A 15,197-nucleotide genomic window follows, 5' to 3' on the forward strand; every position below is an offset into this window, starting at 1 on the left:
GACCGTCACACGCGAAGCGATCCTCGAAAGATGATGTCCAGCAATCGGCGTCGCGCCTCGGTAGGCGATAGCTGTTCCTCCAGCACGTGAGAGGTCATCGAGGTGATCCCCGCGATGACAAGCCCGGCCAGCATCTCGACATCCACATCGGCCCGAAGACGTCCTTGCCTGCCCAGAACCGACAGCAGCCCGTGTACGTCTGCGCGGAACCGTTCGATGTGTCCGGTGACGGCCTGCGGCGGCGATCCCAGTGCGGCCGCCGTGAGCAGGGCCCTCGTCGGGGATTCGACGAAATAGTTCAACTGCAGGTCGATGTAGTCACCCAGCACCGTCATCGGATCCGACCCTGCGCCCCGGTCCAACACGTCCTGAAGCCGCGCCTCGACGCGCACCACTTCCTGCTCGACCCAGGCTTCCAGAATCCGAGGCACGTCCGGAAAGTAGCTGTACAGAGTAGGTCGGGACACCTTCGCACGCGCGGCTACTGCGGACATCGTCATGCGCCCGGTCCCCTGCTGGCCGGCCAATTCGATCGCGGCGAGCATGATCCGTTGGCGAGCGGACAGCTCTTCGTCCGTCTTCACAGCGTTCTCCCCACCACTCCTTGTCAGCAGCCTTACAACCTGTAAGGCTATCGGTCATGGCACGCACTCCGCACCCGGCCGTCGCGACCGAGCATCCTCTGTCTCCGGACAGGCTGAGGCGACTCCGCATCTGGAACCTCTCGCTGTCCGCGCTGCACGCTGTTCAGGCCATCGCGGTGCTCGTCATCGCATCCGACTTCGCCATCGATGTGACCACCGCCTACCCCGCGGGACCGCCGGGAACGGTGGTTCCGCAAGCGCAGGAAGCGTTCGCGGTTCCCATCGGTATCGCCGTCGCCGTCTTCCTCGCACTGGCGGCGGTGGATCACTTCGTCACCGGGGTTCCACTACGAAAGTCATACGAACGCAACCTCTCTCGCGGTATCAACCCGTTTCGATGGCTCGAGTACAGCGCCAGCGCCACGATCATGGTGGTCCTTATCGCCCTGTACGCCGGCATCACGCAGATCAGCGCGCTGATCGCGATCGTGGGTGCCAACGTCGCGATGATCCTGTTCGGTTGGCTCCAGGAGCGCTTCAACCCACCTGGACAGCGACCGGACCTCACCGCGTTCTGGTTCGGCTGTGTCGCCGGTGCCGCACCCTGGGTAGCGATCACCGTGAACCTCGTCGGTGCCTCGGAAGTTCCCGGGTTCGTCTACGGAATCTTCTTCTCGCTGTTCGTCTTCTTCATGAGCTTCGCGGCCAACCAATGGCTGCAGTACCGAAGGATCGGGCCGTGGCGGGACTACGCATTCGGCGAGTTCGTCTACCTCGTACTCAGCCTCGCCGCGAAATCTGCTCTGGCCTGGCAGATCGTTGCCGGGTCGCTCGCATGATCGGACGCGGAAGGTCACACCCGGGGTCCTTCGACGACGACGTGGTTCTCATCACCGGCGCGACATCGGGCATCGGTGCCGGACTCGCCACCCGGTTCCACGCTCGTGGGGCCCACGTCGTCGTCACCGGTCGCGACAGCGTGCGCCCGAGTGTGATGGCCGCGGAGCACCCCGGCATGACGCCGATCGTCATGGACGTCTGCGACCCGGAATCCGTGGGCCGCGCGATAGCGGAGATCGCCGGTTCGATTCCGCATCTGACGACTCTGATCAACAATGCCGGAGTCCAACGCCCACTGGACTTCTCGGCGCACGAGCAGCCGGAGAGTGTCGACATCGCCGACGAGATCGCCACCAATTTCACCGGCCTCGTGAACGTCACCTCGGCAGCGCTGCCCCTCCTGCGCCGTGCTCCTCGCGCGAGGGTGGTGCACGTGGGCTCCGGCCTCGGTTTCGTTCCGCTCACCGGCGCTCCCGTGTACTCCGCGACCAAGGCAGCCGTGCATTCGTTCACCGTCAGTCTTCGGCATCAACTGCGCCGAACCACCGTTCAGGTCGTCGAACTCGTCCCGCCGATAGTCGACACACCGTTGCACCGCAGCATGGACAGCGCGCCGCCGATGGCGATGCCGTTGGAGAAGTTCCTCGACAAGACGATGGCCGGACTCGACAGAGGCCGCGACGAGATCGCCATCGGACTGGGCCGAGTGTCGATCATCGGGTCGAGGCTTGCCCCGTCGGTCTTGCTCGGACTCGTCAATCGAGGCAGTCCACCCCGCTAGAACACCACCCACAGCAGTGATGCCAGGGCGAAGATCGCCAGTCCCAGTGTCGTTTCCATGACGGTCCAGGTCTTGAGGGTCGTCTTCTCGTCCATGCCGAAGAAGCGGCTGACGAGCCAGAAGCCGGAGTCGTTGACGTGGGAGAGCACGGTGGCTCCAGCGGCCAGGGCGAACACCAACAGCGCGATCTTGAAGTTGCTCAGATCCAATTCGGCCACCTGCACCGAGATCAGTCCTGCGGTCGTGGTGAGCGCGACGGTGGCCGAGCCCTGCGCGACGCGTAGCGCGGTGGCGATCAGGAAGGCCTGCAGCAGAATCGGCAGTCCGATATCGGACAACGAGGAGGTGAGCGACTGCCCGATGCCACTGGCTCGCAGCACTCCACCGAACATGCCGCCGGCACCGGTGATCAGGATGATCGAGCAGATGGGCCCGAGGGCCTGATCCATGTACTTGGCACCGTCGGCCACCGGGAAGCGCCCCGGCGCGAGGATGAACAGAGCCAGCAGCAGCGTGATGAGCAGCGCGATCGGTGTCTGACCGATGAGCGTCAGCGCTGCGGCCCAGGTCTCGTCTCCGGTCAGCACACCCGACGTGGTCAGTGTGTTGACGACGGTGTTGAGAGAGATCAACACCAGAGGCGTCAGCAGAATGAACAGCACCGCACCGAACTTCGGAGCCGGATCGCGCAGCGCGGCCATTTCCTTGTCGTGCTCTTCGGAGCCGGCAGCGCCGTCGGAGAAGAGATCTGCAGGCAAGGTGTGGAACCGCTTGCCGAGCTGGGTACCGACGAGGTACGAGCCGACGAACCAGGAGACGACGGCAACGGGAACGCCGACGAGCAGTACCGATCCGATGTCGCCGCCGAGGAGTTCGGTGGCAGCGACCGGACCGGGGTGCGGAGGAACGATGGCGTGCATCGCGGCAAATGCGCCTGCGGTCGGGAGGGCATACAGCAGCACCGATCCGCCGAAACGTTTGGCGACGGTGAAGATGATCGGCAGGAAGACGACGAGGCCCGCGTCGAAGAAGATGGGGAAGCCGAAGATGAGTGCGGCGACACCGAGCGCCAGAGGTGCGCGTTTGGCCCCGAATCGGTTGATCAGGGTATCGGCCAATACCTGTGCACCACCGGTGATTTCGAGCAGTCTGCCGACCATCACGCCGAGCGCGACGAGCAGCGCCACCGAGCCGAGCGTGGAACTGAAGCCCGAGAGCAGGGCCGACGGCACGTCCGCCAGCGGGATCCCGGCCGCGACGGCAGTGACCGCGCTGACCAGGACCAGGGAGACGAAGGCGTGCAGTTTCACCTTCATGATGAGGAAAAGCAGGATTGCAACGGCTGCGGCGGCGATCAGCAGCAGAGCTGTCGTTCCGTATGCCGGTTCGATCGGATCCATCGGTATACCTCGTTCGCTCGGCTCGAATTCTGACCATAACGGACACTCGGGACGTCGCGCGGGGTTACGAGCGCTGGTTGTGAGTCGGCTTCGGACGGGTGGAGTACGGTGCGGGTATGAGTGATGGGGATCACGTACTGGGTGGGGACGGCTCCGAAGAACCGACGAAGGAGCAGCTGCGCGAGCAAGCGCAGCGGTACGCCGCGGCAGCGCGCCTGAAGATGAAAGAGCGTCGGGAGAAGTCGTCCGGGGGCCTCGGAGCGGTGGTTGCCGAACGCGCAGGCGGCTGGGACCTCGACGATCAGAACACCGTGGCGATGGACCGGCAGCAGCGACTCTGGAACGGGGTGATGGACCGCTACTTCCGGATGGAGATCGACGGTTGGGAGACCATCCCGGAGTCTCCGGTGCTCGTCGTCGGCGTGCATTCGGGTGCGCCGTTCGTCTGGGACGCGTGGACCGTCGGCGCTCAGTGGTGGCGGCACTTCGGTGAAAGACGCATTCTGCACGGCACCGCGCACGATGCCTTGATGGCGTTCCCGTTGATCGGAAAAGTCTTTCGATCCATGGGGGTGCTTCCCGCGGCACCGGACTCGATGTCGACGGCACTGGCCGAGGGCCGAGACGTCATCGTGTGGCCGGGCGGCGAGGTCGATTCATTGCGGCCCTGGAGCAAACGGGACGAGGCGACCCTCGGTGGCCGAACCGGCTTCATCAAGCTCGCCATTCGGATGGGTGTTCCCATCGTGCCGGTGGCGACGGTGGGTGGGGCAGACGCGATGCCGGTGCTCATTCGCGGCGACAAGCTGTCGAAAGCGTTGAAGCTGGACAAGATTGCGCGGTTGAAGGTCTTTCCGATCGCGATCTCGCTGCCGTGGATCATTGCGCCCGCGGCGTTACCGCAGATTCCGTTGCCCGCGAAGATTCGCACTCGTTTCATGCCGCCGGTCGAACTGGACCACGATCCGGCGCGGTGCGAGGACGAGGCGTACGTCGACGCCAAGTACGACGAGGTGCGCGCGAGCATTCAGTCCGGGATGGATGCCCTGGCCCGCAAACGAAAGTTCCCCGTCTTCGGTTGATCGACCGCCGCAGTGGCATCGCGGACCGAAGCTGACCGCGATCGTTTCTAATGTCTCCGTCGTAGGGATTCACCGCTACGACGAGGGGCGTCACAGATGATCGAAACTTCGGGATTGACCAAGACTTTTCAGCAAGGCAAGAAGACCGTCGAGGCGGTGCGCGGCATCGATCTGACGATCGGTGAGGGAGAGTTGGTGGCTCTGCTCGGCCCCAACGGGGCAGGCAAGTCGACCACTCTGCGGATGCTGACCACGTTGCTGGCACCGACGTCGGGATCGGCCCGCATCGCCGGATTCGACGTGGGCGAAGATCGGGACCGAGTGCGCCGCAGCCTCGGCTACGTGGGACAGGGCAACGGTGCGGGCCACAATCAGCGCGTCCGGGACGAGCTGGTGGTGCAAGGGCAGTGCTACGGCATGACGCGTCGCCGATCAGGCAGTCGCGCAGACGAATTGATCGAGGCACTCGAACTCGGCGAGCTCGCGACTCGTACCGTGTCGACGCTGTCCGGCGGGCAGCGTCGACGACTCGACATCGCACTGGGTCTGGTGCATCGGCCGCCGTTGCTGTTTCTCGACGAACCGACCACGGGCATGGACCCGCAGAGCCGGGCGAATCTGTGGGACCACATTCTTCGGCTGAGGCGAGAGATGGGCACCACCATCGTGCTCACCACGCACTATCTCGACGAGGCCGATTCGATGGCCGAGCGGGTGATCGTCGTCGATCGCGGCACCGTCATCGCCGACGACACCGCCGCCGCACTGAAATCGGAACTGGCAGGTGATCTGATCGTCCTCACCGTGTCCGACGCGTCGGCGCTGGCTGCGCTTCTCGGCGGTGTTGCCGGTGTCAGAGACGTGACGGTGGCGGGTTCGCGTCTGAACATCCGGGTCGAGCGGGCCGAGGTGGTTCTTCCGGATCTCCTGCGGCTGAGCGAGTCTCATGGCATCAGGGTGCTGACGGCGGATACGACGCGACCGACCCTCGACGACGTGTTCCTCGGCCTCACCGGGCGCAGTCTTCGTGAGAGCACCGCGACGGATTCCGCATCTCTCGAAACCGCAGGCACGGCAGGAGAACTCCGATGAACGTTCTGTCGGGAAGCACATTGGTGATGGGCCGCGAACTGCGGCCGATGGTCCGCGATCCGTTCACGGTGATCTTCAGTCTCATCCAACCGTTGATCCTGCTCGCACTGTTCGGCCCACTGCTCACCGAGGTGCCCGGCCTCGGGGACGGAAGCGTCTGGGACTGGTTCGTTCCGGGGGTCCTCGCGATGATCACCATTTTCGGAACCTCCATGACGGGCTCGAATTTGTTGGCGGAGCTGCAGCAGGGGTCTCACGAACGGATGTTGGTGACCCCCTTGCCGCGATCGGCGCTGCTCGTCGGGCGCGCGTTCAAGGAAATGGTCCCGCTGGCTGCGCAGGCCGTCTTGATCATCCTGGTCGCCTTACCGCTCGGCCTGTCCGTGAATCCGGTCGGTGCCGCCGTGGGCATCGTGTTGCTCGGCGTGTTCGGTGTCGGTCTGGGCGCGTTGTCCTACACGCTGGCTTTGGCTGTGCGCGGCCAGGATTGGGTGTTCTGGTCGATACAGCAGACTCTGATGTTCCCGCTGCTCATCCTGTCGGGCACGATGCTGCCGCTGACGGCCGCACCGGGGTGGATGCAGTTCCTGGTGAACATCAACCCGCTCGGGTACCTGGTCGATGCCGAACGTGCACTGTTCGCGGGCGACTTCACAAGTTCGACGGTGACGGCCGGTGTCTTCGCGGCCGTGGCTACCGCTGCGGTCGGACTTACCGTCGGGATCCGGGCTATGGGTTCCTCGCGGGTGTGAGGCTAAGCTCGGCTCATGGATCGGCCTGCGGTAATTCTCGAAAACGATGTGACCGTGTACGACTTCTATCTGCGTCATCAGCAGAATCGTCAGGTCGCGAGGTTGGCTTATGCCACCCTGGCCAGGCGATTCCGCCCGAGGGTGTCGTATCCCGACGGTGCCCGTGAGGAGTTGCGTCGTCTCGTCTACGACAACACGCGTCTGCTCATCGCGGTCAATCATCTGACCGAGAACGATCCGTACACCCTCGCAGCGGCGGCATGGGCGTCGCCGCTGCGTCCGGTCATCGGTCGCACCCGGGTGCTGGCCAAGGACGAGCTGTTCCAGGAACCCAAGCAGCGCAAGCGAATCGACATGATGGGCGGTATCCCCGTCTTCCGCGGCAAGAATCACGGCATGCGGGCCGTCAGCGCCGCGGGCAACCGCATGATGGACGTCAGTGCCGAGCGAATGAAGCGAGGCGACGATCTTGCGGTGTTCCCCGAGGGGACCTGCAATCTCGAGGATCCGACGACGGTGCAGCACGTCGGCAGCGGTATCGGCCACATCGCGATGCGGGCGCGCAAGCTCGGGGTCGAGCCGGTGCTGATCTGTATCGGTCTGAGCTACGGTCCCGGTGCGCCGAAGGTGAAGCAGGCGAGCGTCTACATCGACACGCCCATCACCGATTTGCCCGAGAAGCCGATCGACTTCACCCGGGTGGTGGCAGAGGGAATGCAGAAGGCACTCGACGGAGCGGTGGCTGCGTACTGATCGCATTGTCGGTGTTGATAGAAACAGAGGACAGTTATCGAGTTCGGCGTCGTAAGGGAGATATTCGTGAGTGATCAGATCAAGACGGCCATTGTCACCGGTAGTGCACGGGGAATCGGTGCTGCGGTAGCCAAGCGGCTGGCCAAGGACGGTTTCGGAGTTGCCGTGGTCGACCTCGACGAGGCCGCGTGCAGCGACACCGTCGGCGCGATTCAGGCGGCAGGCGGGCAGGCAGTGGCCATCGGTGCCAACGTTGCCGACGAGGAATCGGTGCAGACCGCCGTCGATCGCATTGCCAGCGAATTCGGTGCGCCGACCGTACTGATCAACAACGCGGGCATCACTCGCGACAACCTGCTGTTCAAGATGACGGTGCAGGACTGGGATTCCGTGCTCGGCGTCCACCTGCGCGGATCGTTCCTGATGACCCGCGCGGTCCAGAAGCACATGATCGACGCCAAGTGGGGCCGCATCGTCAACCTGTCGAGTACGTCTGCTCTCGGCAACCGCGGACAGGCCAACTACTCCGCAGCCAAGGCCGGCATGCAGGGCTTCACCAAGACCCTCGCCATCGAGCTCGGCAAGTTCGGCGTCACCGCCAACGCCATCGCCCCGGGATTCATCGAGACCGAGATGACGGCAGCCACCGCAGAACGCGTCGGCATGCCGTTCGAGGACTTCAAAGCCGCTGCTGCGTCGCAGATTCCGGTCAATCGCGTCGGACATCCCGATGACATCGCGCACCTGGCGTCGTTCTTCGTCAGCGAGGGTGCCGGCTTCATCTCGGGTCAGGTCGTCTACGCCGCCGGTGGGCCCAAGGACTGACCTCTCCTGAACGCGTGAATGGACCATTCACCAGCCCAGACGGGTGTGAATGGTCCATTCACTCAATACGGGTGACGATCTACGGCGTCGGCATACCACCGTTGACGTTCAGTGTGTCGCCGGTGACGTAACCCGATTCGGCCGACGACAGATAGATGTACGCGCCGGCGATCTCGGCGGGCTGTCCTGCGCGTCCGAGCGGTGTTTCCTTGCCGAATTCCGGCAGTGCCGACGTCGGCTGGCCGCCGGCTGCCTGCAGTGGTGTCCAGAACGGTCCCGGCGCAACGACATTGACGCGGATTCCCTTCGGTGCCAACTGCTGTGCGAGGGCCTTGCTGATGGTGTTGATGGCCATCTTCGTGGTCGCGTAGTCCACCAGTCCGGGTGACGGTGTGTATGCCTGGATCGAGCTGGTGTTGACGATGGTGGAGCCGGCGGGCATGTGCGGCACCGCTTCCTGGATGATCCAGAACAGTGCGTAGACGTTGGTTTTGAACGTCTTCGACGAACTGCTGCTTACCTGCGACGTTGATCAGCAGGTCGAGGCCACCGAGCTCGTCGACGGCAGTGCGCACGATGCCGCGCGCGGCCTGCTCGTCGGTGAGATCTGCCGGTGCCAGGACTGCGGTGCGGCCGGCATCGCGGATCAACTGCGCAACCTCCTGCGCGTCCTTCTCTTCTGCCGGTAGGTAATTGAGAACCACGTCGGCACCCTCGCGTGCGATGGCAATGGCTGCTGCTCGTCCGATTCCGGAATCGGCACCGGTGATCAAGGCCTTGCGGCCGGTGAGGCGTCCGGATCCACGGTATGTCTGCTCACCGTGGTCGGCGAGGGGCTGAAGATCTGCGGCCAGGCCGGGCGGATCCTGGTGCTGCTCCGGGAAGCCGTCCTGGCGGTACTGCGTGACGGGGTTGGTGAAGGTGTACTGATCGCTCACTGTGGAATCGTCTCCGAATACGGTGAAATGCGTGAAGAACCTCTGCTTGATTCCGTGTATCTCACGCATGCCCCGAAGCGGTCGGCCACAAACTGTGACCGACCGGACCGGCCCTACGAAAAACTCAGGGCAGTATCGCATCGACGTAGCCGCCGTCGACGCGTAGAGCGCCACCGGTGGTCGCAGAGGCCTGCTCGGAGCTCAAGTAGACGATCATGTTGCCGATCTCCCTCGGCTCGATCAGGCGTCCGATGAGCGATTGTGGCCTGTGCTCCTTCATGAACTGCGCCTGCGCCTCGTCCCAGGGGAGGTCGTCGCCGACGAGCTCGCCGACGAACTTCTCGACGCCCTCGGTGTGGGTGGGGCCCACGATCACGGAATTGACCGTGACTCCGCTTCCTGCAGCAGCTTTCGCGAATCCACGGGTCACTGCGAGCAGGGCGGTCTTCGTCATTCCGTAGTGGATCATCTCCTCGGGAATCACGACCGCGGAATCGCTGCAGATATTCTGGATTCGGCCCCAGCCCGCCTCGGTCATCGCCGGCAGATACGTGCGGATCAGCCGGATTGCCGAGAGCACGTTCACCTCGAAATAGCGTCGCCATTCGTCGTCGTCGATGTCGAGAGCGGGTTTGGCTCCGAAGATGCCGAGGTTGTTCACCAGAATGTCGACCACCGGCACCTTCGCCAGCAACGTCTCGACTCCGTCGGCCGTCGCGAGATCGGCAGCGACGACGATCACCCGCGCACCGGGCACTGCCGTCAGCAACTGTTCCTCGGCCGAATCCAGCGCCGACTCGCTGCGGCCGTTGAGGACCACGCGCGCACCGGCGCGGGCCAATTCGGTGGCAATCGCCAATCCGATGCCCTGACTGGAGCCGGAAATCAAAGCGGTGCGGCCGTCGAGATCGATGTTCATGAAGCCTCCCAGAGTTGTGGAACGACTCCAGTGTGCGCCTTTCGAAGACGTGAATGGTCCATTCACCGGCCCTGACGGGGGTGAATGGACCATTCACGCAGAAGGGGGCGGGGGACTACTACGAATACGAGTAGAAACCCTTACCGGTTTTGCGACCCAGCATTCCGGCGTCCACCATGCGCTGCAGGAGCGGCGGCGGCGCGTAGTGCGGTTCGCGGAACTCCGCGTACAGCGACTCTGCGACCGCGAGGGTGACGTCGAGGCCGACGGTGTCGGTCAGACGCAACGGTCCCATGGGGTGTGCGCAACCGTTGACCATGCCCTCGTCGATGTCCTCGGCGCTGGCGAAGCCGGACTCGAGCATGCGGATGGCCGAGACCATGTACGGGATGAGCAGTGCGTTGACGATGAATCCGGCTCGATCACCGGCGCGAATCGTCTTCTTGCCCAGCGTGTTTCCGGCGTAGTCCGTCACCGCTGCGACGGTTTCCTCGCTGGTCAGCAGGCTGACGACGATTTCCACCAACGGCAGTACCGGCACCGGGTTGAAGAAGTGCACGCCGACGACCTTGTCGGGACGCTTCGTCGCGTTGGCCATCTTGATGACCGGGATCGACGAGGTGTTCGTGGCCAGGATTCCCTCGGGCTTGACGATGGAATCGAGCTTGCCGAACAGGTCCAGCTTGAGCGACTCGATCTCCGGTGCTGCCTCGACCACGAGATCGCGGTCCGCGAAATCGCCGATCTCGAGTGTCAACGTGATTGCAGCGCGGGCCTTCTCGGCTGCGTCGGCTTCGATGCGACCGGATTTGACGGCGCGAGCGAAGGACTTGTCGAGGCGAGCTTCTGCGGCGTCGGCCGTCGCCTGGCTCGTCTCCAGGATCAGTACGGAACTGCCGGAGCGAGCACACATTTCGGCGATGCCGGCACCCATGGTGCCGCCGCCGATGACGCCGACGAGGTTGATGTCGCTCATTTGAGCAGCGCCCGCGACATGACGACACGCTGAATCTGGTTGGTGCCCTCGTAGATCTGGGTGATCTTCGCGTCACGCATCATGCGCTCGACCGGGAAGTCGGTGGTGTAGCCGGCACCGCCGAAGAGCTGCACGGCGTCGGTGGTGACCTCCATGGCCACGTCCGAGGCGAAGCACTTGGCAGCCGCGGAGATGAACCCGAGGTTCTTCTCGCCGCGCTCGGCGCGGGCTGCGGAGCTGTAGACCATCAGGCGGGCGGCTTCGACCTTCATCGCCATGTCGGCGAGCATGAACTGCACTGCCTGGAAGCTCGAGATCGAGGTGCCGAACTGCTTGCGGTCCTTGGTGTATGCGATGGCCGCGTCGAGGGCACCCTGTGCCAGGCCGACGGCCTGTGCGCCGATGGTGGGGCGCGTGTGGTCGAGTGTTTCCAGCGCGGTCTTGAAGCCGGTACCGGGCTCGCCGATGATGCGATCGCCGGGAATCTTGCAGTTCTCGAAGTACAGCTCGGCGGTGGGCGAACCCTTGATGCCGAGCTTCTTCTCCTTGGGGCCGACGACGAATCCCTCGTCGTCCTTGTGCACGATGAACGAGGAAATGCCGTTGGCACCCTTGTCGGGATCGGTCACGGCCATGACGGTGTACCAATCGGACTTGCCGCCGTTGGTGATCCAACACTTGGAGCCGTTGAGGATCCAGTCGTCACCATCGGCCTTGGCGCGGGTGCGCATGCTCGCCGCGTCGGATCCCGCTTCGCGCTCGGACAGGGCGTACGACGCCATCGCACCACCGGCGAGGGATGGCAGAACCTGCTTCTTGAGTTCCTCGGAACCCTTGAGGATCAGGCCCATCGTGCCGAGCTTGTTGACCGCGGGGATCAGCGAGGACGAGCCGCAGACGCGTGCGACCTCTTCGATGACGATGCAGGCAGCGACGGAATCGGCACCCTGGCCGTCGTATTCCTCGGGAACGTGGATGGCGTTGAAGCCGGAAGCGTTGAGCGCTTTGAGTGCTTCCTCGGGAAAGCGGGAGTCCTCGTCGACCTCTTTGGCGTACGGAGCGATCTCCTTCTCCGAGAGCGCCCGAATGGCTGCGCGCAGTTCGTTGTGCTCGTCGGGCGATTGGTACAGATCGAAGTCGGGATTTCCGGCCATGTCGGCCACGCTCCTCGGTGTGTCGGGGGTGGCACTGCCCACGGAGGGCACTCAGTGCCAAGGATTGCCCCAGTGTACGTCTGAATTCGGCTCTGTTCAAGACCGGGTCTCCGGCATCCGGCACTCAGTGCCATCGCGTCGGGTACGTCAGGTGCTTGTGTGATCGGCCAAGGCGTCGACGACTTTGCTGACGGACGTGCCCCGGGGGAACGACGCGACGACGATCTCACCTAAGAACTGCGCGCGCACTTGCGCGAGTGCCGAACGCAGATCCTCCACGGACGTCGGGAGGCCGTCGCGGATCATCCGACGAAGGATGTAGTTGTGCGTCGCGGTCACCGTGGCCGAGAACTGCAGGATCTCGAGGTGAGGGTGATCGGGCAGAACACGCTGCAGATAGTCGACGAAGAGTCTGTCGTAGCGAAACACGGTGACGATTTCTCGATCGCGCAGTGCGGGGATCTTGTGCACCACCTGGTAGCGCAGGCGCGACATGTCCTGCCAGTCGGAAAACCGCTCGTACACCAACTGCGCGGCGTCGCACACGGCCCGCCAGGGATCGCCCTCGTTCGCTTCCAGGAATGCGTCGGCCTGCTCGAGCAGTATTTCGTGATCGGCGAAGACGACGTCTTCCTTGGCGCGGAACTGACGAAAGAATGTCCGACGCGAGATGCCTGCGGCACCGGCGATGTCGTCCACCGTCGTCGACTCGTAGCCCTTGACGGAGAACAGGTCGAGGGCCGCCGTGGCCACGGTGAGCCTGAAGTCGGTGGATTCTTCGGGGTCTCCGCGCATGGGAGTGAAGGTAGCCGAGTTTCGGGACGGGCAGGGAGGTCGTCCACTTCGGTCTGTTGATTGCTAGTGTTCGCAAGTAGCCTGCTCCGCGGTGGCGGGTGCCACGGGAGGACTTCATGGCCACGGATTCGAGCCGGCCGCTCTACAGAATGAAAGCCGATTTCTTCAAGACGTTGGCGCATCCCGCGCGTATTCGCGTGCTGGAGTTGTTGAGCGAGCGTGAGCACGCCGTGTCCGAGATGCTTCCGGAAATCGGCATCGAGCCGGCCAATCTGTCTCAGCAGTTGTCCATCCTGCGGCGCGCCGGTCTCATCGAAGGCACGCGGGAAGGCCTGTCGGTGTCCTACACATTGACGTCGCCGAAGGTGGCCGACCTGTTGGTCGTCGCGCGGGAAATACTCACGGGAGTGGTGGCCAACCAGGCCGAGCTGCTGGACGGCGAGTCCGGAGCACGTACCTGACTCGACGGCCCGAGATGGTCTGGCTCACGTCCCTGTTCACCTGATTCATTACTTGCTAAACTTAGCAAGTAGATCGATCAGGATCGATGACTTCTCAGAAAGCGTCACATGTCCGAACCGACGAAACCTTCCCGCACGACCGACGCCGTCAGGGCTGTGACCGCGCTGCTGCCCAGGTGGAGCGAGTGGAAACCGGCCTTCCGCGCACCCGGCGCGGATCTGCTGGCCGGGCTGATCGTGGCCCTGGTCGCGTTGCCTCTGGCACTCGGCTTCGGCGTCAGCACCGGGCTGGGTGCGGCGGCGGGTCTGACCACGGCGATCATCGCGGGAGTCGTCGCCGCGGTGTTCGGCGGATCGAGATTTCAGGTGTCCGGGCCGACCGGCGCCATGACGGTGGTGCTCGTGCCGATCGTCGCCGAGTACGGGCCGACCGGAGTGCTCGCCGTCGGGCTGATGGCCGGAATCATTCTGCTGGCGCTCGCCGGTGCAGGCGTCGGACGAGCCGTCCGGTACATGCCGGCACCCGTCATCGAGGGGTTCACCGCAGGTATCGCCGTCGTCATTGCGCTGCAACAGGTTCCGTCGGCCCTGGGTATCACCGACGCCGAGGGCGAGAAGGTGTGGCAGTCCGCGTTCGACGCGGTGCGCTCGTTCGTCTCGAATGCGAGCGTTCTGACGCCCACCGTGGCCGTCACGGTCGCGATCGTCATGCTGGTCGGCGGCCGCTTGGCTCCGAAAATCCCGTTCTCCCTGGTTGCGGTCGCCGGAGCAACGGTGGTCACTCAGTTGTTCGACCTCGACATCGCCCGCATCGGCACCATTCCGTCGTCGTTGTCCGCCCCGAGCCTGAGCTTCTTCCACCTCGGTGACGTGACGGCGTTGTTGGCACCGGCGTTCGCCGTCGCCGCGCTGGCTGCACTGGAATCGCTGCTGTCCGCGACCGCGGCGGACTCGATGGGCGTCGGCCCGCGGCACAATCCCGATCGTGAGCTGTTCGGGCAGGGACTGGCCAACATCGCCGCGCCGTTGTTCGGCGGGATCCCCGCCACCGGTGCCATCGCCCGTACTGCCGTCAACGTTCGGTCCGGAGCGCGCACCAGGCTCGCCGCGCTCACCCATGCGGTGATCCTCGCCGCCATCATGTATTCCGCCGCGGGCTTGGTGGCCGACATTCCCCTCGCGGCTCTGGCCGGGGTGCTCCTGGCGACGACCGTGCGAATGGTCGAAACAGCCTCCATCCGAGCAATTTCCCGCGCCGGTCGCGGCGACACCGTGGTGATGGCGTCGACCTTTCTCGTCACGGTTCTGTTCGATCTGGTGACGGCTGTGGCGGTCGGCGTCGGGTTCGCTGCGGTGCTGGCACTGCGCGCCGTCGCGCGATCGGCCACGGTCGAGCAGGTACCGCTCGATGCACTCGACGCGGTCTCGAAGGAAGAAGAAGGCCTGCTGCGCGAACACATCGTCGCCTACCGGATCGACGGTGCACTGTTCTTCGGAGCTGCGCACAGCTTCCTGCTCGAGCTCGCCGACGTGTCGGACGTGAAAGTGGTGATCCTGCGCATGTCGCGAGTGACCACCATCGATGCCACCGGAGCTCTGGTCCTCAAGGACACGATCACCGAACTCGAACATCGCCGCATCACCGTCCTCATCTCCGCAGCCAAACCCGAACACCTGCGTCCGCTGACGGCGCTGGGCGTGTTCACCACCAAGGACGACGAAGCGCGCCGTGTTTTCGAGACCACGCCGCAGGCCATCGCCTACGCGCGCACGTTGGTGACCGAGGCAACCGCGCCTCGCGGGTAGGGTCGTAGATCACACTTGCGTAGGAAAGGACCCGCTCAC

15 protein-coding genes and 1 pseudogene are annotated in these 15,197 nt (G+C 64.2%); 9 read left to right on the top strand and 7 right to left on the bottom strand.

Features of this window, described 5'->3' with window-relative positions:
• Positions 1-5: 5 nt before the first annotated feature.
• Positions 6-584 carry a TetR/AcrR family transcriptional regulator gene (locus R3P95_RS19935; protein ID WP_317533481.1) on the bottom strand — a complete coding sequence of 193 codons (579 nt, stop codon included), beginning with the start codon at positions 582-584 and terminating at the stop codon, positions 6-8.
• A gap of 56 nt (positions 585-640) precedes the next feature.
• Here R3P95_RS19935 and heR point away from each other — a divergent pair, with 56 nt between their 5' ends.
• A complete protein-coding gene (heR, locus tag R3P95_RS19940) occupies positions 641-1,423 on the top strand; it encodes a heliorhodopsin HeR (protein WP_317533480.1) in 783 nt (260 codons plus the stop codon).
• Positions 1,420-2,205, top strand: a complete 786-nt coding sequence (locus R3P95_RS19945; RefSeq protein WP_317533479.1) for an SDR family oxidoreductase — start codon at positions 1,420-1,422, stop codon at positions 2,203-2,205. Before heR ends, R3P95_RS19945 begins: the two co-directional genes overlap by 4 nt.
• Here the strand turns inward: R3P95_RS19945 and R3P95_RS19950 are convergent.
• Positions 2,202-3,605 carry a GntP family permease gene (locus R3P95_RS19950; RefSeq protein ID WP_317533478.1) on the bottom strand — a complete coding sequence of 468 codons (1,404 nt, stop codon included), beginning with the start codon at positions 3,603-3,605 and terminating at the stop codon, positions 2,202-2,204. The two genes, R3P95_RS19945 and R3P95_RS19950, sit on opposite strands and share 4 nt — an antisense overlap.
• A 116-nt stretch (positions 3,606-3,721) precedes the next feature.
• On the opposite strand from R3P95_RS19950, the gene R3P95_RS19955 reads away from it, so the two are divergent.
• The 5 genes from R3P95_RS19955 (at position 3,722) to R3P95_RS19975 (ending at position 8,109) form a co-directional block, all read left to right on the top strand.
• Positions 3,722-4,687, top strand: coding sequence for a lysophospholipid acyltransferase family protein (locus R3P95_RS19955; protein WP_149406912.1), 966 nt, complete (start codon positions 3,722-3,724; stop codon positions 4,685-4,687).
• A 96-nt stretch (positions 4,688-4,783) separates the two neighbouring features.
• The gene (locus R3P95_RS19960; protein WP_317533477.1) at positions 4,784-5,779 is read left to right on the top strand and encodes an ABC transporter ATP-binding protein; all 996 of its coding nucleotides are present in this window, start codon (positions 4,784-4,786) and stop codon (positions 5,777-5,779) included.
• Entirely contained in the window at positions 5,776-6,531 is a 756-nt protein-coding gene (locus R3P95_RS19965; RefSeq protein WP_317533476.1) for an ABC transporter permease, read from the top strand. The genes R3P95_RS19960 and R3P95_RS19965 overlap by 4 nt, the downstream gene beginning before the upstream one ends.
• Positions 6,532-6,546: 15 nt before the next feature.
• A complete protein-coding gene (locus R3P95_RS19970) occupies positions 6,547-7,284 on the top strand; it encodes a lysophospholipid acyltransferase family protein (RefSeq protein ID WP_149406915.1) in 738 nt (245 codons plus the stop codon).
• 66 nt (positions 7,285-7,350) lie between these two features.
• Complete coding sequence (locus tag R3P95_RS19975) at positions 7,351-8,109, top strand: SDR family oxidoreductase (protein WP_032396725.1); 759 nt, start codon at positions 7,351-7,353, stop codon at positions 8,107-8,109.
• A gap of 79 nt (positions 8,110-8,188) precedes the next feature.
• Here the strand turns inward: R3P95_RS19975 and R3P95_RS19980 are convergent.
• The 5 genes and pseudogenes from R3P95_RS19980 to R3P95_RS20000 all read right to left on the bottom strand — a co-directional run bounded on the left by R3P95_RS19980 (position 8,189) and on the right by R3P95_RS20000 (position 12,891).
• Positions 8,189-9,188, bottom strand: a pseudogene (locus R3P95_RS19980) (SDR family oxidoreductase).
• A complete protein-coding gene (locus R3P95_RS19985) occupies positions 9,172-9,966 on the bottom strand; it encodes an SDR family NAD(P)-dependent oxidoreductase (RefSeq protein WP_149406916.1) in 795 nt (264 codons plus the stop codon). Before R3P95_RS19985 ends, R3P95_RS19980 begins: the two are co-directional and overlap by 17 nt.
• Positions 9,967-10,084: 118 nt before the next feature.
• Positions 10,085-10,933: a 3-hydroxybutyryl-CoA dehydrogenase gene (locus R3P95_RS19990; protein ID WP_317533528.1), complete on the bottom strand. Its 849-nt coding sequence runs from the start codon at positions 10,931-10,933 to the stop codon at positions 10,085-10,087.
• Between the two features lie 5 nt (positions 10,934-10,938).
• Positions 10,939-12,096, bottom strand: a complete 1,158-nt coding sequence (locus R3P95_RS19995; protein ID WP_068048956.1) for an acyl-CoA dehydrogenase — start codon at positions 12,094-12,096, stop codon at positions 10,939-10,941.
• Between the two features lie 147 nt (positions 12,097-12,243).
• Complete coding sequence (locus R3P95_RS20000) at positions 12,244-12,891, bottom strand: TetR family transcriptional regulator (protein WP_317549246.1); 648 nt, start codon at positions 12,889-12,891, stop codon at positions 12,244-12,246.
• A gap of 116 nt (positions 12,892-13,007) precedes the next feature.
• On the opposite strand from R3P95_RS20000, the gene R3P95_RS20005 reads away from it, so the two are divergent.
• Both R3P95_RS20005 and R3P95_RS20010 read left to right on the top strand, forming a co-directional pair.
• Positions 13,008-13,352 (top strand): ArsR/SmtB family transcription factor, encoded by a 345-nt coding sequence (locus tag R3P95_RS20005; protein WP_149406920.1) that lies wholly within the window; start codon positions 13,008-13,010, stop codon positions 13,350-13,352.
• Between the two features lie 108 nt (positions 13,353-13,460).
• Positions 13,461-15,158 carry a SulP family inorganic anion transporter gene (locus R3P95_RS20010; RefSeq protein WP_317533474.1) on the top strand — a complete coding sequence of 566 codons (1,698 nt, stop codon included), beginning with the start codon at positions 13,461-13,463 and terminating at the stop codon, positions 15,156-15,158.
• The last annotated feature ends 39 nt before the right edge of the window (positions 15,159-15,197 follow it).

Origin of the sequence: Rhodococcus cercidiphylli (assembly GCF_033042225.1) — a bacterium.
Classification (GTDB): domain Bacteria; phylum Actinomycetota; class Actinomycetes; order Mycobacteriales; family Mycobacteriaceae; genus Rhodococcoides.